The following is a 21,180-nucleotide window of genomic DNA, read 5'->3' on the forward strand; positions in this document are numbered from 1 at the left end:
GCAGGGGGGACCCTGTGGGAGAGTAGGACGCCGCCGAACAATCATTGTGGGGGAGCCCCGCACCTTATGGTGCGGGGCTTTTCTGCGTTTACGGGCCGATCGCCGGCGGCTAGGGTCGGGATCATGAACGATCACGTGATACGGCCCATCCGCGCCGACGAGTGGGAGAAGGTCCGCGACCTGCGGATCGAGGCCCTCAAGGACCCCGCCGCCCCCATCGCCTTCCTGGAGACAGTGGCGCAGGCCGAAAGCCGTGACGACGCGTTCTGGAAGGACCGGGCCGAGGGCGCGGCCACCGGGCCCGTCGTGCGGCAGTTCGTGGCCGAGGACCCCGAGGGGGACTGGGTCGGCTCCGTCACCGTGCTCGTCGAACGGGCCGGTGCCGAGGACCTCCTCGAAGGGGAGATCACCCACGACCAGGGACACCTGGTCGGCGTGTACGTACGGCCCGAACACCGCGGCACCGGGCTCACCGAAGCCCTCTTCGCCGCCGCCCTCGACTGGTGCTGGGGCCTGGCGGAGCCCCGCCTGGAGCGGGTCCGGCTCTTCGTCCACGAGGACAACGGGCGGGCCCAGGCCTTCTACCAGCGGGCCGGGTTCGCCTTCGCGGGCACGGTCGTGCCCGTACCCGGCGGTGACGGCGCCATGGAACTCGAACTCTCCGTGCCCCGGCCCGAATAGCCCGCCCACCCGGGTCGCCCGGGCGTCCCGCCGGCCTTGCCCTGGAGTGCGCTCCACCACCTAGGGTGCGGGAGGCGGGCGCCCGGAAGATCGGAAGCCCGCCCCACCAAGGGGACGACGACACAGCGACGACGGGGGTCACGACCATGCGGTATCGCCATCTGGGCGGCACGGGGATCGAGGTCAGCGCCTACTGCCTCGGGACCATGATGTTCGGGTCCGTCGGCAACCCGGACCACGAGGACTCCGTACGGATCATCCACACGGCCCTGGACGCCGGGATCAACTTCGTGGACACCGCCGACATGTACTCGAGCGGCGAGTCCGAGGTCATCACGGGCAAGGCCCTCAAGGGCCGCCGGGACCAGGTGGTCCTCGCGACCAAGGGGCACTTCCCGCTGGCCGAGGGCCCCAACCGGGGCGGGAACTCCCGCCGGCACCTGATCAACGCCGTCGAGGACAGCCTCCGACGGCTCGACACCGACTGGATCGACCTCTACCAGGTGCACCGGTTCGACCCGCACACCGACCTGGAGGAAACCCTCGGGGTCCTCGGGGACCTGGTCACCGCCGGGAAGATCCGGGCCTTCGGCAGCTCCACCTTCCCCGCCGAGGAGATCGAGCGGGCCCAGCACGTCGCCGACCGGCGCGGACTGCGACGGTTCCGGACCGAGCAGCCGCCGTACTCGCTGCTGGCCCGCGGGATCGAGAAGCACGTCCTGCCCACCTGCCGGCGCCACGGCATGGGGGTGCTGGCCTGGAGCCCGCTCGCCTCCGGCTTCCTCACCGGGAAGTACCGGCAGGGGCGGGAACTCGACCTGAGCAGCGGACGGCCCACCGTCATGCCGCACCGCTTCGACCCGGCCCTGCCCGTGACCGCCGCCAAGCTCGCCGTGGTGGAGGAACTCGTGGCCCTCGCCGAGGAACTCGGCAGCACCCTGCCCGAGCTGGCGCACGCCTTCCCCGCCTCCCACCCCGACGTCACCTCGGTGATCATCGGGCCGCGGACCATGGAGCAGCTGACGGACTCGCTGAAGGGGGCCGCTCTCGTGCTCGACGACGCCGTCCTGGACCGCATCGACGAGATCGTGGAGCCCGGCACCGACGTCTACCCGCCCGACGGCGCCTGGCGGCTTCCCTCCCTGAGGGACCCGGCCGGCCGGCGCCGGCCGCTCACGGACCGGGCCGCCGCCTCCGCCTGAGCCCGCCGCCGGCCTTCTCGCCGGAGGCCGGGCCACCCCGCTCACGCGAGAGGGAGATCGGCCTCCGGCCAGCGGGACCGGGCCTGTTCACGGCTGCGGCACAGGGCCAGCACGGGCAGTACGGGATCGGCGAGGAGCCGGGGCAACTGGGGCACCGGGGCCACCGCGGCCACGTCCTCCAGCACCAGCACCGCTGGTGGGTCGAGGCGGCCGGCGGATGACCGTACGGCCATGCGGCGGCCACGCTCGACCACGTCTGCGGCGAGTGCGGTCAGCAGCGGCACCGCCCCCGGATGCGTCCGGGGGTCCTCGACCGGTTCACCCACCACATAGAGCGTGCCCCCTTCCGCCAGGAACGATGCCAGCGTGAGCGAATCCGTTCGATTCGGAGCGCACGCCTCGCGGATGTGGACGGAGAACAGGGCCGACAGGGCCCGGGCGGTCAGCTCGCGGGCCACCTCGCGGCGCTCCGGGTGCGCGGTCAGGGCGCTCTCCAGCTCGCCCGCGGACCCCGGGGCCGCCCCCGGGTGGGTCCGCAGGATCCGGACCGGCTCGTGGGCACCGGCGCCCTGGGCCCACCGGTGCACCTGCTTGAAGGGACGGTCCTCCAGGGCGGCCGCGTGCAGCCAGCTCCGGAGGAGCGTTTCCGCGGTGTCGGCCACGGCCGCGTCGATGCGGGCCTGCGGCCGGACCGGGAACAGCAGGGCCACGGCCCGCGCGGCCGCGGTCTCCCGGTCCTCGCACCCCGAGCCGGGATGCCAGTGCATCCGGGCGGGGGTGTCGCAGAGGTGCGCGGGATCGTAGAGCAGGACCGGCCCCAGTTTGGCGCGGGCGTCCTTCGTCTCGGCCCACAGGGCGGGGGAGGAGGTCACCACCAGGGCGGCGCCCTCGGCCTCGGCGATCCGGCGGGCCGCCGCGCGGTGCCGTTCCTCGGGGCCGGCGTACCGCAGCAGGGCGGCGGGCGTCGTGCTCCAGGGGCCGGGGGAGACCGGCGCGGCCTCGTCCTCGCGGAACGGGGTCGGCGAGGGCGGGACCGGAACGGCGGTCAGGGCCGTGGACGGTGCGGCGGGCTCCGTGGCGGGCCCGGCCTCCGGGGTGCCGAGGGCCACGGGCGCGGGGGCCGGGGGCACGGTCTCCGGGGTGGGGAGCGGGCCGGCGGCCAGGGTCACGGCCGGTACGGGGGCGGGCCGGTGGGCGCCCGGCGCGGGGACGGCGGCGGGCGCGTGTCCGTAGGCCTCGCGGGGCGCCTGCTGCCCGTACGGGTCCGGCGGGGCGGGCCGGGCGGCGAGGTGCGGGTCCGCGGCCGCCGCCTTCGCGGCGGCGGCCTCGCGGGCGGCGTACCGGGCGCGGGCGCGGCGGGCCTTGGTGCGGGCGACCACGCCGATCACGAACACGGTGAGGACGAACAGGATCAGCAGTTCGCCGAGGAAGAGGCCCCAGAACAGGCCCCAGCCCGACAGGGCCGCCGGTTCGGTCTGCGGCCAGGCCCCGGCGAGGTCGTGCGGCTGCGCTATCAGGGCGCGGACGGCCTCGGGGGTGCGGTCGAAGGTGACCGTGTCGGGCCAGTCCCCGCGGGCGAACAGGGCGGACAGGCCGGTGGCCGTCCAGACCAGGGCGGCGAGGCCGAGGACGAAGGCCAGCAGGCCGAGCAGGAGGCCGTCCGGGATGCCGCGTTCGCGGCCCTCCGGTGCGGCCCCCCGGGCTCCGACGCCGGTCACGTCAGGCCACCGTGGACTCGGCGGAGTCGCCGCCGAGCTGACGTTCCATGAGCAGGGCCCGTTCCTCCGCTTCGAGTTCCGCGGCGAGGACGTGTTCGGGGACCTCGTGGCCGGTGGCGGAGGACTCCGTCATGGCCCGGTCGGTGAACACGAGGGGTCGTTCCGCCTCGGTGATGAGGTGTTTGACCACTTGGACGTTGCCGTTGACGTCCCAGACCGCGATGCCGGGGGTGAGGGTCGGGATGATCTCCACGGCCCACCGGGGCAGGCCGAGGACCCGACCGGTGGCTCTGGCCTCGTCCGCCTTCTGGGCGTAGATGGTCCTGGTCGAGGCCATCTTGAGGATGGCCGCGGCCTCCTTCGCGGCCGCGCCGTCGACGACGTCGGAGAGGTGGTGCACCACGGCCACGAAGGACAGGCCGAGGCGCCGTCCGAACTTCAGCAGCCGCTGGAACAGCTGGGCCACGAAGGGGCTGTTGATGATGTGCCAGGCCTCTTCGACGAGGAAGATGCGCTTCTTCCGGTCGGGTCGGATCCAGGTGTGTTCCAGCCAGACCCCGACGATCGCCATGAGGATGGGCATGGCGATGGAGTTGCGGTCGATGTGGGACAGGTCGAAGACGATGAGGGGGGCGTCCAGGTCGATGCCGACGGTGGTGGGGCCGTCGAACATGCCGCGCAGGTCGCCGTCGACGAGCCGGTCGAGGACGAGCGCGACGTCCAGACCCCAGGCCCGGACGTCGTCTATGTCGACGTTCATGGCCTCGGCCGATTCCGCCTCGGGGTGGCGGAGCTGTTCGACGATGTCGGTGAGGACGGGCTGGCGGTCCAGGATGGTCTCGTTGACGTAGGCGTGCGCCACCTTCAGCGCGAACCCGGAGCGCTCGTCCAGGCCGTGCCCCATCGCCACCTCGATGATGGTGCGGAGCAGGGCCAGCTGGCCGGTGGTGGTGATCGCCGGGTCCAGCGGGTTGAGGCGGATGCCGTCGTCGTGGGCGGCGACCGGGTCCAGCCGGATCGGCGTTATTCCGAGGGCCTCCGCGATGAGGTTCCACTCGCCGACGCCGTCCTCGCCCTGGGCGTCGAGGACGACGACCTGCCGGTCCCGGAAGCGCAGCTGGCGCAGGACGTACGTCTTCTCCAGGGCGGACTTGCCGTTGCCGGACTCGCCGAGGACCAGCCAGTGGGGGGCCGGCAGCTGCTGTCCGTACAGCTGGAAGGGGTCGTAGATGTAGCCCTTGCCGCTGTACACCTCGCGGCCGATGATGACGCCGGAGTCACCGAGGCCGGGGGCGGCCGTGGGCAGGTAGACGGCCTGCGCCTGGCCGGTGGAGGTGCGGACGGGGGAGCGGGTGGTCTCCACCTTCCCGAAGAGGAAGCTGGTGAAGGCGTCCGTCGCCGCGGACAGCGGATCTCGCATGGCGGGTCTGCCCTCCAGCTAGCGTCGGATGCCGGTCGCGAACGGCAGGGTGTTCACGAAGGCGCGGTGGTGCTCGCGGTCGCACCACTCCAGCTTCAGGTACGACTTGCCGGCGGAGGCGCGGATCGTCCGCTTGTCGCGGGCGAGTGCCTCCGGGGAACGCGAGGACACCGTGATGTACCCGACCAGGTTGACTCCCGCCGCACCGCTGGCGAGATCTTCACCCCTCTGGTCGAGCCGGCCGTGGGCGGCGATGTCGCGGGGGTCCACGGTGCGGTTCATCTTGGCGGCGCGCGAGGCGTCGGCCTCGTCGTTGGTCTTCTCCGTGAGCATCCGCTCGATGGCGACCTCGGTGGGCTCCAGGTCCATGGTGACGGCGACCGTGCGGATCACGTCGGGGGTGTGGACGAGGAGCGGGGCGAGGAAGTTGACGCCCACCGGGGTCATCGGCCATTCCTTCACCCAGGCGGTGGCGTGGCACCAGGGGGCGCGGGTGGAGGACTCGCGGGTCTTGGCCTGGAGGTAGGTGGGTTCGACGGCGTCCAGTTCGGCGGGCCAGGCGTTGCGCTTGGTCATGGCCTGGATGTGGTCGATGGGGTGGTCCGGGTCGTACATGGAGTGCACGAGGGAGGACAGCCGGCTCTGGCCGAGGGGCTGGCGGACCCGGATGTCGGCCTCGGCGAGGCGGGCGCAGATGTCGGTGAGTTCGCGGGCCATGACCACGGCGAGGCCGGCGTCCTTGTCGAGGGCGCGGCCCTTGCGGGGGACGGCGGCGCGGGCCATGGCGTGGGCCTCGGCGGCGAGCTCGCGGGTGTAGTGCATGCAGGCCACGAGGTAGGCGCGGTGCTGCTCGCTGGAGGTGGACACCATGGACTGGAGCTGGTCGTAGGAGTCCTGGAGCCAGCCGGGGGCGTTGGCGTCGCCGCGCTGGCCGACGTCCTTGGCGTGGGCGTCGGGGTCGGCGGGGAGGGTGCGGGCCAGCATCTGGAGGCGGGTGACGAAGCCGTCGCCGTTGGCCACGTGCTTGAGGAGGGTGCCGAAGCGGTCGACGAGGGCCTCCTGGTCCTCGCTGTCGCGCAGGCCGACGCCCGGGCCCTCGATCTCGATGGCGGCGGTGACGGTCCTGCGGTCGGCGTGCAGGAGCACGGCGATCTCGTCGGGGCCGAAGGGGGCGGCGAGCCAGCTGATCCGGCCGATGCCGGGGGGCGGTCCGACCTCGACCTCGCGGCCGTCGGCGGCGCGGGTGCCGGCCTCCATGGCGCCGGAGCGGAAGGTGGTGCCGCGGCGCAGGCTCCGCTTGTAACTGCGGTTGATCTCGAACCACTTGTAGAAGGTGCGGTGCTTGTAGGGCACGTACACCATGGCGAGGCCGAGGACCGGGAAGCCGACGAGCAGGACGATGCGGAGCATGAGGTTCGGCACCAGGAGCCCGCTCATCATGCCGAGGAAGGCCCCCGCGATGATCAGGGCGATCTCACCGGATTCGCGGTTCTTGCCGACGATCGCGTTCGGCCGGGCCCGGCCGATGAGATACGTGCGGCGGGGCGCGACCGGGTGCATGTGATGGGACTGGGCCGTCAACGCCCTTCACCTCCCTTGCCTGTGGTCCTGCTGCTGTGCGGTGTGTTCACTCCCGGGCTGCGGGGCGGGGGTGCGGCGGAGGGGACAGTTCCGCCGCCGCCCCCGGCTCCGGTTCCCCCGGTGCCGCCGGAGGGGCGGCTGCTGTGGGCGGCCACACCGCCGGAGAGCGGGTTGCCGGGGCGGCCGCCGTCGCCGCCCCCGCCGCTTCCGCCTCCGCCGCCCCGGCTGCTGTGGGTCTTGATGCCCTGGGAGACCAGGGAGGCGGGGGAGCTGATGACGGCGGCGGCCTGGGCGCCGTCGGTGGCCTGCTTGCGGTTGCTGCGGGCGGCGGCGACCTCGTCACCGAACCCGGGTACGAAACGGTAGATCATGGCGGAGGCGAAGATCGCCAAGAGGATGATGGCGAGTCCCGAGACCACCGCGGAGAAGGCGTCGGGTCCGTCGTCCCCGGAGAGGGCCCCGGCGAGGCCGAGGACGATCACGATGACCGGCTTGACGAGGATGACGGCGATCATGATCCCGGCCCAGCGGCGGACGTGCCCCCACATGTTGCGGTCGACGAGTCCGGCGTAGACGACGGTGCCGAGGAGGGCGCCGACGTAGAGCAGGGCGGCCCGGATGACGAGCTCCAGCCAGAGCACGCCGGCGGCGAGGACGGTGACCAGGGCGACCACGATCAGCATGATCGGGCCGCCGCCGATGTCCTCGCCCTTCTTGAGGGCCTCGGCGAAGGAGCCGAAGAACACGTCGGTCTGGCCGCCGGTGCCGGAGGCGATGACCTCGGTGATCCCGTCGGTGGCGGAGACCACGGTGTACAGGATGAGCGGGGTGAAGGCGGAGGCGAGCACGGTCAGCCAGAGGAAGCCGATGGCCTCGGAGAGGGCGGTGCTCAGCGGCACCCCGCGGACGGCGCGCTTGGCGACGGCCAGGAGCCAGAGGATCAGCGTCAGGACGGTCGAGGCGGCGAAGACGACGGCGTACTGGCGGAGGAAGGCGGTGTTGGTGAAGTCGACGTTGGCGGTGCCCTTGACGGCCTCGCTGAGTTTCCCGACGATCCAGGCGGCGGCGTCGGCGCAGCCGCGGGCCAGGGAGGAGAGGGGGTCCAGGGCGTCGGTGGGGGAGGGGGAGAGGCTGCGGCCGTTCTCGGGGGGGCGGGCGTCGCCGTTCTCGCAGTACTCGCGGGCGGGTCCCACGATGAGGTCGCACCGGCGGTCACGGGACGGTGCCGTGCTGGTCGAGGGGCTCGGGCTGGGCGAGGGCGCTGCGAGAGCTCGGGCCGATACGAGGACGGCAGAAACCTGGACGGCGGCCAGGACCCCGGTGACCCTGCGCAGACGGTTAGCGGGCATAAGTGAAGCCTCCGAACTCTCCGACCGCCTTCGAGATGTCGTCCGCGCTGGAGGCCGTCCGGTCGGTGTGGACAGGCGCGGGCCCGTCCTTCGTCGCGAAGGACTCCACCTTCCAGTCGTCCCCCACCCAGCGGAGGGTGAGGGTCATGGTGAACCAGTCGCTGCTCACCGGGTTCGTTGAGCCGACTCCCGCAGTGCCGAAGACTCCGGTGCACCACACCTCGACGGTGGCCGTCCCGGAGTCGAAACGCGTGGTCTTGGTGCCCACCGGTACCGTCCGGGACACGTAGGTCATGCCCGCCTTGGCCCGGCCGGAGGCATCGAGACCCGCTTTGTCCAAGAAGGGCTTGCCGTAGGCGTCATCGAGGCGCGCCTGAAGTTCGGCGACCACGTCCGGGACGAAGATTCTTCGGAGAACGTCCGCCCGGGCGGCGGGCTGCACGATCTCGGCTGATGCGAGGGCCACCGCGTAGTTCGTCGCTGCTGATTGGGCGCCTTGTTCGTCGTGGGCGAAGCCGGACGGGATGCCCGCCTCGCTGCCCTCGACGGGGGCGGTGCCGGTGGCGGCGGTGGAGCGGGCGCGGGGGGCGGGGTCGCCGCCGCGGTCGTCGGACGGCGCGTCACCGCCCTGGTTGGCGAAGGCGATGGCGGCGACCAGCAGCACCACGATGCCGACGACGGTGACGAGCCCCCGCGAGGTCCGGGCGGGGCGGCGTGGGGTGCCGTGGGTTTCGGCCGGTTCGGGCAGGCGGGTGCGGGTCTGGCCGGAGCCCCCGACCCGCCCGGGTTCCTCCCCGTATCCGCCGTACCCGTCATCGTGGCTCATGCCGCGTCCGCCCCCTCAGCCGTGTGCAGTCCTGCGTAGTACGACGTTAGCCGTGCCGGATGCCGCGCGGACGCGGAGTGGTGAGTCGTCATCAGGAAGCGCAACCTCGGGGGCCGTCGGTGGGGGCTGGCCGGGCCCGGTGGTCAGACGGCCATTCCGTACACGATGGTGAAGACCGTGCCGAGTGACCCGATGATGAACACTCCGGTGAGCCCGGCCACGATCAGCCCCTTGCCCTGTTCGGCGCTGAAGGTGTCGCGGAGGGCGGTGGCGCCGATGCGCTGCTTGGCCGCGCCCCAGATGGCGATGCCCAGGCAGAGCAGGATCGCCACGGCCATGACCACCTCGATCATGACCTTCGCTTCGTTGCCGAGACTGCCGAACGGCCCCCAGTTCGGGGCGATTCCGCCGATGATGGTGGTGATGTCGCCCTTTTCGGCTGCCAGGATCATGTAACTCACCGCCCCTGTTGGGTAGTTCCGTTGCCCCGTGCCCGACGGCCGGAGTCCTGCTCTATCTTCGCTGATGAAACCGCCCGCGTATGTCGACTTGGCGGCTCTTGTTACCCGAATCTGTTCGCCGTTGTCCCGCCCGCGGGGTCCGCGGGGCGGTCCGAGGGGGCCGGTGGCGGTGCGGTGCGACCGGAGGCGCCGCAGGCCGGTGGCCGTACGGTCACTGTGTGTATCACGGGGGGTGACCCCGGGCAATGACTGTCGTACCGGCGCGCGGACGGGGCGGAACGGGTGGCACCGGGAACCGTCGGACGGGGCCGGCCGGGTGCCCCGGGGGCCCGTTCGGGGTCCGTGTTGGGCCGAACCGCTGACATCCGTGCGACTTTCCGCCTGTCGTTCCATCGGGAAGTCGGTGGCGGGGGATGCTCCCCCTTGCCTCCGGCCGGAGCACTCGATGATTCGCTGGGCAGTACGGAGAAGGAGCACCGGTATGGGTCCTGTGACCCGGAACAGACGCCGGCATCTGCTGGTGGGCGGCTTCGTGCTGCCGATGGCACTCGGAATGGCGGGGTTCACGGCTCCCGCGGTGGCGGACTCGGGGCGGGCGGCTCCGGCCGCGGTGTCGGCCGCCGCCGGGACGGTGTCGGCGCCGGTCGGCGGCGACAAGTGTCCCAAGCCCCCGAAGACGACGAAGAGCGGGACGCGGGCCGCGGCTCCCACGGGCACGGGCTGCCCCGGGCCCCCCGGACCGAAGGGCCCGCCCGGGCCGAAGGGGCCCCCGGGTCCGAAGGGTCCCAAGGGCGACAAGGGGCCGAAGGGTGACACGGGCGCCCCCGGGCCGCAGGGCCCGCAGGGTCCGAAGGGCGACAAGGGCAACCCGGGTCCGCCCGGACCGCAGGGTCCCAAGGGTGATCGGGGCGACACCGGTCCGCAGGGTCCGACCGGTCCGCAGGGTCCGCAGGGCGTCGCGGGTCCGAAGGGCGACAAGGGCGACCCGGGCACGGTCGGCCCTCAGGGCCCGCAGGGACCGCAGGGTTCCCCCGGTCCGGCGGGCATTCCCGGCCCGCAGGGCGTGGCCGGTCCGCCCGGACCGCAGGGCCCCGCCGGGCAGACGGGGCAGACGGGTCCGCAGGGGCCGGTGGGTCCGCAGGGTCCGGCCGGGCCGTGCGTGGCGATCGACTCGCTGATGGACCAGAACTCGCAGGAGTTCACGGTCGCGCTGAAGAACACCAAGACGTACATCGGGCGTCGTGGCCGCGTGATGGGCGGCGGCTTCGGCAACTACGACTGGATCGACCTGACGGTGGCTCCGGTGACGGGCTACCCGTCGGGCGTGTGCGACGTGTCGATGACCCTGCAGGGCAACGACGTGTTCGTGTACGCGATGACCACCGGTGGCGTCCTGCACCGGACGCACTGCGACATCAACGGCATGGTGCCGCTGGTGTGCGACGAGGCCTGGGCGGCCGTCGTCAATCCCGTTCCGTGATGGTCGCGGAACCCCGTTCCGTGACGTTCGGCGCCCGCTGAGGCGCGGCGTCACCGATGGCCCGGACCGGCCGTCACCCCTGGAGCACGAGCCGGGGGTGGCGGCCGGTTCGCGCGTACCCGAGGGGTGCGGCGTCGGGCTACGGCACGTACACGCTGCGCTGGAGCGGGACGAAGCCGGACTGGCCGGGGAGGACCACGGCCACGTTCGGGCCGAAGCAGTACGGGTTCGAGAAGACGAACGCCGGGTTGTCGCTGCGGTTCTCGATCATCGCCGGCCCGCTGACGGTGTAGCAGCCCTGCGGCTCGTGGAACGTCCAGCCGTTGATGTGCAGGGTGCCCCCGGCGGCGTGCGCGGAGCCGCTGAAGCCGATGGCCAGCGTCGCGGCGGCCGCCAGCGTGCCGAGGGTCTTGGTGATGCGTGGCATGGGTGGAACCTCCGGTAGGGGCCGGAAGCTGACGATCAACCTCCGGTTCCGTGGCACACCGTAAGGGTGTGCGCGCGGAAGGTCACGGGGCGTGGGGATGCGTGGAGGTGTGCGGGGCGGGGTTGGCGCGCTCGGCCGGACGGGTGGGTGGACGGGTGGGTGCAGCGGCCCGGCCGCGGGGCTCTACCAGTGGGTGGGGCGGTCCAGGCCGGTGGGGATGCGGGTGCGGGCGTCGCCGCGGGCCGCGTTCACCTGGGCCTGGGTGAGGAACAGGGCCCCCGTCAGATCGGCGCCCGAGAGGTCGGCGTCCCGCAGGTCCGCGCCGATCAGGTCCGCGCGGCGGAGATCGGCGCCGGAGAGGTCGGCCGCGATCAGGTAGGCGCCGCGGAGGTTCGCTCCGCGCAGGGCGGCCCCGGTCAGGCGGGCGCCCATCAGGTCGGCGCCCCGGTGGTTCTTCCGGCGGCCCGGCACGTCCGCGGCCCGGACCAGCTCGCTCGCGCGGAACAGCAGCTCGCCGGTCTCCGCCCGTAGCGGCCCCGGGTCGGTCGTGGCGAGGACGGACGCCTCGGCGCGGGTCAGTTCCTCGGTACGGGCGTGCAGGCGGCGCAGTTCGGGGTGGAGCGGCCGGGCCGGGGCCAGGGTGAGGGCCTCGGCGAGGTACCAGAGCAGCTCGTGCAGGACCCGCATCACCGGGAACACCGCGAACATCTCCTGGCGGCTTTCGGGGTGGGTCCGCCAGTCCCGCCCGAGGAAGGTCACCTGCGAGACCTGCTGGCCGGCCCCGAAGCAGTCGAACACCGTGCAGCCGCGCCAGCCGTCCTCGCGGAGGCGGGTGTGGATGCCGCACCGGAAGTCCTCGCGGAGGTTCCCGCAGGGGGTGCCCGCGGGCTTGCTGACCGGGAAGTCGGCCGAGGCGGCGAAGGGGAGGGCGGTGCAGCAGAGGGCGAAGCAGGTGGTGCAGTCGGCGCGGAGCCGGTTCCGGCCGGGGGCGAGGGCGGTGGCGGGGGTGGGGTCGGTGACGGGCGTCGGGGTCGGGGTGGCGGACGGGCGGGGGCGGTGCGGTCTGCGGGGCACGTGGGGTCTCCTGGCGGGGGGTGGCCGCCGGCGGCGGTACCGGGCCATTTTCGCCCCGGTGGGGTGGTGCCGGGTGGTGTGGGGGCCCGCCGGGGTGTCTGCCGAGGGTTGGCGTGGCCCGATCGCGGAGGCAAGCCGCTACCGCGGCCCCTTTCGGGGGCTCCGCCCCCGTACCCCCGCGCCTCGAACGCCGGCGGGGCTGGGGATGCCCCGGGTGGGTTGCCGGCCGGAGACCACGGCCTCGGAGCCTGCGCCCCCGTGCCCCCGCGTGCGCTTTCGGTCGGAGGCCATGGCCTCGGGGGGCCTGGTCAACGGGGGCGGGGGGTTCGTAGCGTGGGGGCATGGTCGACTTCGGGGCGTTTTACGAGCGGGTGGGGGAGGGGCGCTACCGCGCCGGGGAGTGCACGCGGGGGCCCTGGGACGCCGGTGCGCAGCACGCGGGGCCGCCCGCCGCGCTGTTGGGACGGGAGATCGAGGAGCGGGCGGGGGCCCGGCCGGGGATGCGGCTGGTGCGGATCGGGTACGAGATCCTGCGCCCGGTGCCCCTCGGGCCCCTGTCGGTGACCACCTCGGTGCTCCGTTCCGGGCGCGGCACCGAACTGGTGGAGGCGGCGCTCGTGCCGGAGGGGGCCGACGGGCCGGTGATGCTGGCGCGGGGGCTGCGGATGCGGGTGCTGGGGGAGCCGGGTCCGGCCGTCGCGGAGGGGCCGCTCGTGCCCGCGCCCGGGGGGCTGACCGAGTCGGGGTTCTTCGCGGTGCCCTGGGAGGTCGGGTACCACACCGCCGTGGAATCCCGCTTCGCCGAGGGCGGGTTCCTGGAGCCGGGTCCCGGCACCTGCTGGATGCGCATGCGGGTGCCGCTGGTGGCGGGGGACGAGCCGCGTCCCCTGGACCGGGTGCTGGTGGCCGCGGACTCCGGGAACGGCATCGGCAGCGTCCTCGACGCCCGGCGGCACCTCTTCCTCAACGCGGACCTCACCGTGCACCTGCACCGGCACCCGGTCGGGGAGTGGGTGTGCGTGGCGGCCCGCACCAGCGTGGACCCCGGCGGGATCGGGCTGGTCGACGCGCGCCTGCACGACGAGAAGGGGCCGATCGGCCGGAGCGGGCAGTCGCTGTTCGTGGCGCCCCGGGAGGGCGGTCCCGGTCCCGGGGCCTGAGGGGGCGGGCCGGGGCCCTCACACCGTCGCGGGCGCGGGCTCGGGAACCGCGGCGGTGGCGTCGGTGTCGGTGGCCGCGTCCGTGCCGGTGTCGGTGTCGGCGTCGGTGGCTTCGGGGAGCGCCGGGGCCGGGGCCGGGCGGTAGGTGGTGACGTGGACGCCCGCGTCGCTGAGGACGGTGTCCACCAGGCGGAGCCGGTGCTTCCCGCCCTCCGCCGGGAAGATCGACTTACCGCCGCCGAGCAGCACCGGCATGGTGATCAGGCGCAGTTCGTCCACCAGGCCCTCGGCGATGAGGGTCCGGGCCAGGGTGGGGCTGCCCATCACGAGCAGGGACCCCTCCCCGAGGGCGCGCAGGGTGCGGATCCGGTCCACGGTGTCGGCGCCCGGGATCAGACGGCTGTTGTCCCAGGCCAGGTCGGACTCGGTGAGGGTGGAGGAGACCACGTACTTGGGGAGGGAGTTCATCCGGTCGGCGAAGGGGTCCCCGGCGCGGTCGGGCCAGGCGGCGGCCATGCCCTGCCAGGTGCGGCGGCCGAAGAGCAGGGCCTCCGCCCCGGCCAGGGAGTCGGCGAAGGCGCCGCCGACCACCTCCGGGTCGAAGAACTCGTGGGTCCAGCCGCCGTGGGCGAAGCCGCCGTCAGTGTCCTCCTCGGGGCCGCCGGGGGCCTGGACGACGCCGTCGATGCTGATGAACTCGGTGATGACGATGCGCATGGCGGGGATCTCGCTTCTCGGTCGCGGGTCTGCGGGTCTGCCGGTGTGTCACTGCGGTGTTGCCGTGCTGCGTATCCGTGGGTCCCTGCGGGTGCGGAGCCGCGTACCGCAGGGTCACGGAAGGGAGACCGGGGCCGCCGTCGGAACTCATCGGTCCGGACGGGATCCTTTTCTGTGAGCGCGGTCACAGGGTGGCGGTGGCGGCCGGCGGCCGGCGGGCCAGGGCGGCGGGGGAGCGTGCGCGGGCGGACGTGCCGAAGGGCGACCGGTGTGCGCCCCCGCGGTCCCGACTCCTCCCCAGTGGCGTCCCGGTGCCGCCTCGTGCCGCGAGGGCGGGGTCGTACTGCGCCGGAGGGGCGGACGTGCGCGGTTCCCGACGCGACACGTGTACGGGAAACTGCTGTGAAGGGGTGTCCCATGGGGGAGTGTTGACGGATGCGCAGATTCTGGGTGGCCAGTGGGGTCGGGACGGCGGTGTTCGTCTGCTTCGTGGCGCTGCTGCTCGTCGGCACGTACTCGGCGGCCGCGGGGCTCGCCACCGGCGGCGGGCGGCACACCGGGCTCGCCAAGGGGGCGGTGCCCGCCAAGTACCAGGCGCTCGTGCAGACCTGGGGGAACCTCTGCCCCACCCTCACCCCCGCCGTGCTCGCCGCGCAGCTCTACCAGGAGAGCGGCTGGGACCCGGACGTGGTCAGCCACGCCGACGCCCGGGGCATCGCGCAGTTCATCCCGGAGACCTGGCGGCGGTACGGGATCGACGGGGACAAGGACGGGGACCGTGACATCTGGGACCCCAACGACGCGATCCCCTCGGCCGCTTCGTACGACTGCGCGGTGGCCGCGGACGTCGAGGGGATGCCGGGCGACCCGGTGAAGAACATGCTCGCCGCGTACAACGCCGGTCCCGGGGCGGTGATCCAGTACCGGGGGGTGCCGCCGTACCGCGAGACGAAGAACTACGTGAAGGTCATCACCACCCTGGCCAAGAGCTTCGCGCGGCCGGTGGGTCGGCTGGCGCCGTCCCGGCAGGCGGCGGGGGCGATCTACTTCGCGCAGAAGAAGTTGGGCACCCCCTACCTGTGGGGCGGCAACGGAACCCCTGACCAGAACGGGCGGTTCGACTGCTCGGGGCTGACGCAGGCGGCGTACCGGACGGTGGGGATCGAGCTGCCGCGGGTGGCCAACGACCAGTACAACGCGGGTCCGCACCCGTCCCGGGACGAACTCCTCCCGGGAGACCTGGTGTTCTTCTCCGATGATCTGACGAACTCCCGGGAGATCCGGCACGTCGGCCTCTACGTGGGCGGCGGTTATATGATCAACGCGCCCTATACCGGGGCCGTGATCCGCTTCGACAAGATCGACACTCCCGACTACTTCGGGGCGACGCGGGTGACGAAGGACGGGGCGGAAGCGCTCCCGACCCCGCCCCCGGGTGGCGACTCCGCGTAATGCTCAGGCCCTGAGCTGCGACGATGAGTCACTCTTCGGTAACGTTGCGGTGATCATCCGGTGGAGAGTGGAACGGGCGTCCGGGAACGGGCGTTCCATGGGTACGCAGGACCGATCGCGGGGGGCGAAGGGGCGCACACCGGCGTGCGCCCGCAGGGGACGAGGCAAGGGCAAGGGGCCGCATCACCATGGCTGCACTCGCGACGGGCGGGCCGAACCCCGATGTAAGCCTGCTCCAGGGAATCAACGGACTCACCGCCCACACACCCGCCTGGCTCGACCGGGCCGTGGCCCTCGCCGGGGAGTACGGCATCCTCCTCGCCCTGGTCCTGCTCGTGTTGTGGTGCTGGCGCGGCATCAGGCGCCAGGGCGGCGGGGCCGCGGTGGAATCGCTCGCCGGCCTGGTCTGGACCCCGCTCGCGGCCGGGATCGCCCTGCTCGTCAACATGCCCCTGCGGGAATTCGTGGGCAGGCGGCGGCCGTTCGAGCAGCACGAAGGGCTGGAGGTGCTGCTGCCCGGGCAGAGCGGCCACTCCTTCGTCAGCGACCACGCCACCCTCGCCATGGCCCTCGCCGTCGGCATCTTCCTCGCCCACCGCAGGCTCGGCCTGATCGGCATCGGTCTGGCCCTCCTCGAAGGCTTCTGCCGGGTCTACTCCGGGGTCCACTACCCCACCGACGTCATCGGCGGCCTCGCCCTCGGCACCGCCGTCGTCCTGCTGCTCGCCCCGCTCGCCATGGCCCTGCTCACCCCGCTGGTCCGCGCCCTCGCCCGGTCCCCGCGGCTCGGCCGCCTGGTGCGCTCCCGCCGCTCCCTCCAACCGCTCGTGCTGGACCTGCCCCGGCCCGGCGCCGACCGCACCGAGGGCTTCGGCGACCGCGACCTCGCCGCCTGACCGCCGTGACTTCGCCGCCTGACCGCCGCCGCACCCCCGACCGGCGGACCTCAGCCGCGGACGTAGAGCAGCAGGGCCGTCACCAGGCACAGGGCGGCCGTCCCGAAGCAGGCCCGCACCGCCGCCCGGCCACCGCGCCCCGGCCGCCCGCTCAGGACCCGCCGCCCTGTTCCCGGGCGTCCCGCCGGTAGCGGGAGCGCAGCCACAGCCCGGTCGCCGCCGCCGCGGCCCCGGTGGTCCCGATCGCCAGGGCCACGTCACCCGGCCCGTCCGCGGTCCCCACCGGCCGGTGCGCGGGCGGCCGTCCCGGCCTGCTGCCCGGCCGCGTGCTCGGCGGTGCCTGCGGACGCGCCTGCGCCCGGCCTCGCGCCCGGGCCCCCGCACCGGCCGACACCGGCGCGGGCTGCCGCAGGCACGGCTTGCCGCCCGCCTTGCCCACCGGGCGCCCCGAGGGCTTCTGCGCCCCGAACGCCGGCAGCGGTGCCAGCGCGAACAGGACGGTCCACGCGAGTACGGCGCTCCGCAGTGCTGTGCCACCTGGTGCTGGTCCTGGCATGGGCTCCGCCCTGTAGAGAAGGTCCCCCTCCTCTCCAGGGCACCCGGCCCGCGGCCCGGCGGCCACCCGGGCGGGCCGTACGGGCGAGCCGGCGGCCCCGCCCGCGACCCCCGGCACTGTGCCGCCCGGGGCCGGACATCGAGCGCGGGCGGCCGGGCGCCAGGGCGGCAGGTGTCGGCGACCGGCGGCGGATGTCGGGCGCCGGGCGGGCGCCTCGGGGCGGTCTACGCCCCGCCGGGGTGGTGGGCCTCGGCGTCCTTGCGGGCCAGGTCCCGGGAGCGGCGGGCCGGACCGCGCCAGCCGCAGCTGCACCGCGCCGTACAGAAGGAGCCCCGCTCGGCGGTGCTCGTCACGTGACCGGGCCCCGGGGGCTCCGGGGCGGCGTCGGAGGGGGAGTTGGCGGAGGTGCCGGAGACCGCGGGCGGGGCGGCCGGGAGGCCGGGCGGTGCGGCGGGGGCCGGAGGGGCCGGGGGAGCGGAGGGAGCGCGCGGGGACGGCGCGGAAGGGGGCGCGGTGGTGTGCGTGTCCACGGCTCCACGGTACCCGCCCCGGAGGGCCCCGCCGAGCCGTGACGGCGGCCCCCCGGAGTCGTTATCCGGGGCGGGTGGGGGCCTCGGGCAAGAAGCGTTCATGCGTTGGGGGTTGGCAGGCGATGGTGGTGCAGGGGCACAGGGGCCGGTACGGGGCGTGGGTCGTCACCGCGGCCGTACTGGGGGTGGCGGGGACGACCGGCTGCGGGGCGGAGGCGACGACACCCCCGGACGGCACGGCGGCGGTGCGGAACGCGGCCGACGTCCTCGCGCGGACCGGCACCGCCCGGGCCCGTACGGCGATGGAGATGGCCACCGGGGGCACCCGGGTCACCATCCGGGGCGAGGGCGGGGTGGACTTCCGGAACCGGCTCGGGCAGCTGCTGGTCATGCTGCCCGCCGACGTCACCGGGAAGGCCGGGCACCGGCCCATCACCGAGCTGCTGGCCCCCGGGGCCCTCTACATGAAGAACCGGGGCGCGGGCGTGCCCGCCGACAAGTGGGTGCGGGTGGACACGACCTCGCTCTCCGACGGCAACCTCGTCACCGGCGGGGCCACCGACCCGCTGACCGCCGCCGAGCTGCTGCGCGCGGCCTCCGGGGTGACGTACGTGGGCGAGACCGAGCTGGCGGGCACCAAGGTCCGGCACTACCGCGGGACCACCGACCTGGGCCGTGCGGCCCGCAGCGCCGCCCCGCACGCGAGGGCCGCGCTCCAGGCGGCGGCGAAAGGGTTCGCCAAGGACACGGTGCCCTTCGACGCCTACCTCGACGAGGACGGGCGGCTGCGGAAGGTACGACACCGTTTCAGCTACGTGAACAATGGCGTGATCGATGTCTCGTCCACCACGCTGCTCTTCGGGTTCGGCACCCCGGTGACCGTGCGATTGCCACCGGAGAAGGACATTTACGCGGGGAAGATCGCGGGTTGACGGCTCGCGGGCCGTCCGACCGTCCGGGCGGGTAGCCGGAAATGGTCCATCCGTGTCATGCGGGGCCGGGGCCGGTCTCCCTAGGCTGGCTCCGGACCCCGCGGTGGCCCGCCGCGGATCCCGACGGCGGCAGAGAGAGGCGGTGCGCGTGACCCCGGCAGCAGCCCTGGCCGTCCACGACCTCGTGGCCCTCGCCGAGATCGAACTGTGCGGGGAGCTGATCATCGCGGCCTCGGCGGCGGACGAGGACCGGCTCAGCCCGGAACGCATCGACGAGGTCCTGCTCTCCCGGGGGACCTGAGCGCCCGGCACCCGGTCCACCCGGCATCCGGTCCACCGTGCGCCCGATCCGCGCCGGTCCGGCACCGGTCCCCGCACCGCCACCGGCCACCGCGGTCGGCCCGTGCTCAGGTGCGGAGCAGGCGGGCGATGGCCTTGGTGGCCTCCTCGACCTTCGCGTCGATCTCGTCCCCGCCCTTCACGGCGGCGTCCGCCACGCAGTGCCGCAGGTGCTCCTCCAGCAGCTGGAGCGCGAAGGACTGGAGGGCCTTCGTACTGGCCGAAACCTGCGTGAGTATGTCGATGCAGTAGACGTCCTCGTCGACCAGCCTCTGGAGCCCGCGGATCTGGCCCTCGATGCGCCGGAGCCGCTTCAGGTGCTCGTCCTTGCGGTGGTGGTAGCCGTGCACGGGGCCGGGCTCCTCACCGGGCACGTGACCGGCGGTTTCCGCCTCGGTGGTGGTCATGCGTCCTCCCGTGGTGACACGAGGGGACATACCCCTCATGGGTATAGGGTACCGGCCCGCGACCCGCCGGGCGGGGTTCGCGACCCCTCACTCTGCCCCACGGGCGACACGTGGAGGACACTGGGCAACGGCCGGTTAGCCGTGGCCGGAGGATGCGCCTAGCATCAGCGTGACCGAATCCGATGCACCCCGAGGACCTCACGTGCGATTTCGTCTGACCCCCAGGGAGACGAGCTTCTACGACATGTTCGCCGCATCCGCGGACAACATCGTCACGGGCTCCAAGCTCCTGATGGAACTGCTCGGAGCGGACGCGTCCGCCCGGGCCGAGATCGCGGAACGGATGCGGGCGGCGGAGCACGCGGGCGACGACGCCACCCACGCGATCTTCCACCAGCTGAACTCCTCGTTCATCACGCCGTTCGACCGTGAGGACATCTACTCCCTCGCGTCCTCGCTCGACGACATCATGGACTTCATGGAGGAGGCCGTCGACCTGGTCGTCCTCTACAACATCGAGGAACTGCCCAAGGGCGTCGAGCAGCAGATCGAGGTCCTGGCGCGGGCCGCCGAGCTGACCGCGGAGGCCATGCCGCACCTGCGCACCATGGAGAACCTCACCGAGTACTGGATCGAGGTCAACCGTCTGGAGAACCAGGCCGACCAGATCCACCGCAAGCTGCTGGCCCACCTCTTCAACGGCAAGTACGACGCCATCGAGGTGCTCAAGCTCAAGCAGGTCGTGGACGTGCTGGAGGAGGCCGCGGACGCCTTCGAACACGTCGCCAACACGGTGGAGACCATCGCGGTCAAGGAGTCCTGAACCTCGTGGACACCTTTGCGCTGATCGTGACCATCGGCGTCGCGCTCGGCTTCACCTACACCAACGGTTTCCACGACTCCGCCAACGCCATCGCCACCTCGGTGTCCACCCGGGCCCTGACCCCGCGGGCCGCGCTGGCGATGGCCGCCGTGATGAACCTCGCGGGCGCCTTCCTGGGCAGCGGGGTCGCCAAGACCGTCAGCGAGGGGCTCATCGAGACCCCGCACGGCAACCGTGGCATGTGGATCCTCTTCGCCGCCCTGGTCGGCGCCATCGTCTGGAACCTGATCACCTGGTACTTCGGGCTGCCCTCGTCCTCCTCCCACGCGCTGTTCGGCGGCATGGTGGGAGCGGCGCTCGCGGGCGGCACCGACGTGATCTGGTCCGGGGTGGTCGAGAAGGTCGTCATCCCGATGTTCGTCTCCCCGGTGGTCGGCCTCGTGGCCGGTTACCTGGTGATGGTCTGCATCCTGTGGATGTTCCGCAACGCCAACCCGCACCGCGCCAAGCGGGGCTTCCGCATCGCCCAGACCGTCTCGGCGGCCGGCATGGCCCTCGGCCACGGCCTCCAGGACGCGCAGAAGACCATGGGCATCGTGGTGATGGCCCTGGTCATCGCCGACGTCGAGGGTCCCGGGGACCCGATCCCGGTGTGGGTCAAGATCTCCTGCGCGGTGATGCTGTCCCTCGGCACGTACGCGGGCGGCTGGCGCATCATGCGCACCCTGGGCCGGAAGATCATCGAGCTGGACCCGCCGCAGGGCTTCGCCGCGGAGACCACGGGCGCCTCGATCATGTTCGGCTCGGCCTTCCTCTTCCACGCGCCCATCTCCACCACCCACGTGATCACCTCGGCGATCATGGGCGTGGGCGCCACCAAGCGGGTGAACGCGGTCCGCTGGGGCGTGGCGAAGAACATCATCCTGGGCTGGTTCATCACGATGCCGGCGGCCGCTCTGGTGGCGGCGTTGTGCTTCTGGGTCGTGAACCTGGCGTTCGTCTGACGCGGCTTCCTGCCGGGGGTCCGGGGGTCGTCCCCCGGGTGGTCGCAGCATCACGATGCCGGCGGCCGCTCTGGTGGCGGCGTTGTGCTTCTGGGTCGTGAACCTGGCGTTCGTCTGACGCGGCTTCCTGCCGGGGGTCCGGGGG

21 protein-coding genes and 1 pseudogene are annotated in these 21,180 nt (G+C 73.2%); 10 read left to right on the forward strand and 12 right to left on the reverse strand.

The annotated features are described in order from the left end of the window. Nucleotides 1-123 precede the first annotated feature (123 nt). Nucleotides 124-681 (forward strand): GNAT family N-acetyltransferase, encoded by a 558-nt coding sequence (locus ABTZ17_RS20180; RefSeq protein WP_352197024.1) that lies wholly within the window; start codon nucleotides 124-126, stop codon nucleotides 679-681. A 146-nt stretch (nucleotides 682-827) separates the two neighbouring features. Then, the gene (locus ABTZ17_RS20185) at nucleotides 828-1,883 is read left to right on the forward strand and encodes an aldo/keto reductase (RefSeq protein WP_352197025.1); all 1,056 of its coding nucleotides are present in this window, start codon (nucleotides 828-830) and stop codon (nucleotides 1,881-1,883) included. 41 nt (nucleotides 1,884-1,924) lie between these two features. Here the strand turns inward: ABTZ17_RS20185 and ABTZ17_RS20190 are convergent, their stop codons facing one another. The 6 genes from ABTZ17_RS20190 to ABTZ17_RS20215 form a co-directional block, all read right to left on the reverse strand. Continuing rightward, nucleotides 1,925-3,601 carry a type VI secretion protein gene (locus tag ABTZ17_RS20190; protein WP_352197026.1) on the reverse strand — a complete coding sequence of 559 codons (1,677 nt, stop codon included), beginning with the start codon at nucleotides 3,599-3,601 and terminating at the stop codon, nucleotides 1,925-1,927. A 1-nt stretch (nucleotide 3,602) separates the two neighbouring features. After that, on the reverse strand, nucleotides 3,603-5,021 hold the full coding sequence (locus ABTZ17_RS20195; RefSeq protein WP_352197027.1) for an ATP-binding protein: 1,419 nt from the start codon (nucleotides 5,019-5,021) through the stop codon (nucleotides 3,603-3,605). A gap of 18 nt (nucleotides 5,022-5,039) precedes the next feature. After that, nucleotides 5,040-6,602, reverse strand: a complete 1,563-nt coding sequence (locus ABTZ17_RS20200) for an SCO6880 family protein (RefSeq protein ID WP_352197028.1) — start codon at nucleotides 6,600-6,602, stop codon at nucleotides 5,040-5,042. Then, complete coding sequence (locus ABTZ17_RS20205) at nucleotides 6,599-7,951, reverse strand: hypothetical protein (protein WP_352197029.1); 1,353 nt, start codon at nucleotides 7,949-7,951, stop codon at nucleotides 6,599-6,601. The genes ABTZ17_RS20200 and ABTZ17_RS20205 overlap by 4 nt, the downstream gene beginning before the upstream one ends. Then, on the reverse strand, nucleotides 7,941-8,777 hold the full coding sequence (locus tag ABTZ17_RS20210) for a DUF8175 domain-containg protein (RefSeq protein WP_352197030.1): 837 nt from the start codon (nucleotides 8,775-8,777) through the stop codon (nucleotides 7,941-7,943). The genes ABTZ17_RS20205 and ABTZ17_RS20210 overlap by 11 nt, the downstream gene beginning before the upstream one ends. A gap of 143 nt (nucleotides 8,778-8,920) precedes the next feature. Next, nucleotides 8,921-9,229 carry a DUF8827 family protein gene (locus ABTZ17_RS20215; RefSeq protein ID WP_352197031.1) on the reverse strand — a complete coding sequence of 103 codons (309 nt, stop codon included), beginning with the start codon at nucleotides 9,227-9,229 and terminating at the stop codon, nucleotides 8,921-8,923. Nucleotides 9,230-10,415: 1,186 nt separating this feature from the next. Here ABTZ17_RS20215 and ABTZ17_RS20220 point away from each other — a divergent pair. Then, a complete protein-coding gene (locus ABTZ17_RS20220) occupies nucleotides 10,416-10,718 on the forward strand; it encodes a hypothetical protein (protein WP_352197032.1) in 303 nt (100 codons plus the stop codon). A gap of 139 nt (nucleotides 10,719-10,857) precedes the next feature. On the opposite strand, the gene ABTZ17_RS20225 is transcribed toward ABTZ17_RS20220, so the two are convergent. After that, nucleotides 10,858-11,145 (reverse strand): hypothetical protein, encoded by a 288-nt coding sequence (locus ABTZ17_RS20225; protein ID WP_352197033.1) that lies wholly within the window; start codon nucleotides 11,143-11,145, stop codon nucleotides 10,858-10,860. Between the two features lie 183 nt (nucleotides 11,146-11,328). Beyond that, nucleotides 11,329-12,267 carry a pentapeptide repeat-containing protein gene (locus ABTZ17_RS20230; RefSeq protein WP_502994756.1) on the reverse strand — a complete coding sequence of 313 codons (939 nt, stop codon included), beginning with the start codon at nucleotides 12,265-12,267 and terminating at the stop codon, nucleotides 11,329-11,331. Between the two features lie 293 nt (nucleotides 12,268-12,560). On the opposite strand from ABTZ17_RS20230, the gene ABTZ17_RS20235 reads away from it, so the two are divergent. Beyond that, nucleotides 12,561-13,379 (forward strand): thioesterase family protein, encoded by an 819-nt coding sequence (locus ABTZ17_RS20235; RefSeq protein WP_352197035.1) that lies wholly within the window; start codon nucleotides 12,561-12,563, stop codon nucleotides 13,377-13,379. Between the two features lie 132 nt (nucleotides 13,380-13,511). On the opposite strand, the pseudogene ABTZ17_RS20240 reads toward ABTZ17_RS20235, so the two are convergent. Continuing rightward, nucleotides 13,512-14,096, reverse strand: a pseudogene (locus ABTZ17_RS20240) (dihydrofolate reductase family protein); the annotation flags it as partial. A gap of 435 nt (nucleotides 14,097-14,531) precedes the next feature. On the opposite strand from ABTZ17_RS20240, the gene ABTZ17_RS20245 reads away from it, so the two are divergent. Together ABTZ17_RS20245 and ABTZ17_RS20250 are read left to right on the forward strand one after the other, a co-directional pair. Continuing rightward, complete coding sequence (locus ABTZ17_RS20245) at nucleotides 14,532-15,548, forward strand: C40 family peptidase (protein ID WP_352197036.1); 1,017 nt, start codon at nucleotides 14,532-14,534, stop codon at nucleotides 15,546-15,548. A gap of 188 nt (nucleotides 15,549-15,736) precedes the next feature. Continuing rightward, a complete protein-coding gene (locus tag ABTZ17_RS20250; protein ID WP_352197037.1) occupies nucleotides 15,737-16,444 on the forward strand; it encodes a phosphatase PAP2 family protein in 708 nt (235 codons plus the stop codon). Between the two features lie 151 nt (nucleotides 16,445-16,595). Here ABTZ17_RS20250 and ABTZ17_RS20255 read toward each other — a convergent pair whose 3' ends face one another. Both ABTZ17_RS20255 and ABTZ17_RS20260 read right to left on the reverse strand, forming a co-directional pair. Beyond that, entirely contained in the window at nucleotides 16,596-17,000 is a 405-nt protein-coding gene (locus tag ABTZ17_RS20255; RefSeq protein ID WP_352197038.1) for a hypothetical protein, read from the reverse strand. 224 nt (nucleotides 17,001-17,224) lie between these two features. After that, the gene (locus ABTZ17_RS20260) at nucleotides 17,225-17,530 is read right to left on the reverse strand and encodes a hypothetical protein (RefSeq protein WP_352197056.1); all 306 of its coding nucleotides are present in this window, start codon (nucleotides 17,528-17,530) and stop codon (nucleotides 17,225-17,227) included. A 122-nt stretch (nucleotides 17,531-17,652) separates the two neighbouring features. On the opposite strand from ABTZ17_RS20260, the gene ABTZ17_RS20265 reads away from it, so the two are divergent. Both ABTZ17_RS20265 and ABTZ17_RS20270 read left to right on the forward strand, forming a co-directional pair. Then, nucleotides 17,653-18,462, forward strand: a complete 810-nt coding sequence (locus tag ABTZ17_RS20265; protein ID WP_352197039.1) for an SCO4651 family lipoprotein — start codon at nucleotides 17,653-17,655, stop codon at nucleotides 18,460-18,462. 148 nt (nucleotides 18,463-18,610) lie between these two features. Beyond that, the gene (locus ABTZ17_RS20270; RefSeq protein ID WP_352197057.1) at nucleotides 18,611-18,763 is read left to right on the forward strand and encodes a hypothetical protein; all 153 of its coding nucleotides are present in this window, start codon (nucleotides 18,611-18,613) and stop codon (nucleotides 18,761-18,763) included. A 106-nt stretch (nucleotides 18,764-18,869) separates the two neighbouring features. Here ABTZ17_RS20270 and ABTZ17_RS20275 read toward each other — a convergent pair whose 3' ends face one another. Then, entirely contained in the window at nucleotides 18,870-19,208 is a 339-nt protein-coding gene (locus ABTZ17_RS20275) for a metal-sensitive transcriptional regulator (protein WP_352197040.1), read from the reverse strand. A gap of 202 nt (nucleotides 19,209-19,410) precedes the next feature. Here ABTZ17_RS20275 and ABTZ17_RS20280 point away from each other — a divergent pair, with 202 nt between their 5' ends. Further along, complete coding sequence (locus ABTZ17_RS20280; protein WP_352197041.1) at nucleotides 19,411-20,031, forward strand: DUF47 domain-containing protein; 621 nt, start codon at nucleotides 19,411-19,413, stop codon at nucleotides 20,029-20,031. Nucleotides 20,032-20,036: 5 nt separating this feature from the next. Then, a complete protein-coding gene (locus ABTZ17_RS20285) occupies nucleotides 20,037-21,035 on the forward strand; it encodes an inorganic phosphate transporter (protein WP_352197042.1) in 999 nt (332 codons plus the stop codon). Nucleotides 21,036-21,180: the final 145 nt, after the last annotated feature.

The sequence above is a fragment of the Streptomyces sp. NPDC097619 genome (assembly GCF_040302735.1).
GTDB lineage: Bacteria > Actinomycetota > Actinomycetes > Streptomycetales > Streptomycetaceae > Streptomyces.

Bases quoted from the DNA above. Each gene is read 5' to 3' on its own strand.
- ABTZ17_RS20225 (WP_352197033.1), bottom strand. From the start codon at position 11,145: ATGCCACGCATCACCAAGACCCTCGGCACGCTGGCGGCCGCCGCGACG.
- ABTZ17_RS20195 (WP_352197027.1), bottom strand. From the start codon at position 5,021: ATGCGAGATCCGCTGTCCGCGGCGACGGACGCCTTCACCAGCTTCCTC.
- ABTZ17_RS20265 (WP_352197039.1), top strand. From the start codon at position 17,653: ATGGTGGTGCAGGGGCACAGGGGCCGGTACGGGGCGTGGGTCGTCACC.
- ABTZ17_RS20245 (WP_352197036.1), top strand. From the start codon at position 14,532: ATGCGCAGATTCTGGGTGGCCAGTGGGGTCGGGACGGCGGTGTTCGTC.
- ABTZ17_RS20180 (WP_352197024.1), top strand. From the start codon at position 124: ATGAACGATCACGTGATACGGCCCATCCGCGCCGACGAGTGGGAGAAG.
- ABTZ17_RS20185 (WP_352197025.1), top strand. From the start codon at position 828: ATGCGGTATCGCCATCTGGGCGGCACGGGGATCGAGGTCAGCGCCTAC.
- ABTZ17_RS20250 (WP_352197037.1), top strand. From the start codon at position 15,737: ATGGCTGCACTCGCGACGGGCGGGCCGAACCCCGATGTAAGCCTGCTC.
- ABTZ17_RS20275 (WP_352197040.1), bottom strand. From the start codon at position 19,208: ATGACCACCACCGAGGCGGAAACCGCCGGTCACGTGCCCGGTGAGGAG.
- ABTZ17_RS20255 (WP_352197038.1), bottom strand. From the start codon at position 17,000: ATGCCAGGACCAGCACCAGGTGGCACAGCACTGCGGAGCGCCGTACTC.
- ABTZ17_RS20230 (WP_502994756.1), bottom strand. From the start codon at position 12,267: ATGGCCCGGTACCGCCGCCGGCGGCCACCCCCCGCCAGGAGACCCCAC.
- ABTZ17_RS20235 (WP_352197035.1), top strand. From the start codon at position 12,561: ATGGTCGACTTCGGGGCGTTTTACGAGCGGGTGGGGGAGGGGCGCTAC.
- ABTZ17_RS20220 (WP_352197032.1), top strand. From the start codon at position 10,416: ATGGACCAGAACTCGCAGGAGTTCACGGTCGCGCTGAAGAACACCAAG.
- ABTZ17_RS20205 (WP_352197029.1), bottom strand. From the start codon at position 7,951: ATGCCCGCTAACCGTCTGCGCAGGGTCACCGGGGTCCTGGCCGCCGTC.
- ABTZ17_RS20215 (WP_352197031.1), bottom strand. From the start codon at position 9,229: ATGATCCTGGCAGCCGAAAAGGGCGACATCACCACCATCATCGGCGGA.
- ABTZ17_RS20210 (WP_352197030.1), bottom strand. From the start codon at position 8,777: ATGAGCCACGATGACGGGTACGGCGGATACGGGGAGGAACCCGGGCGG.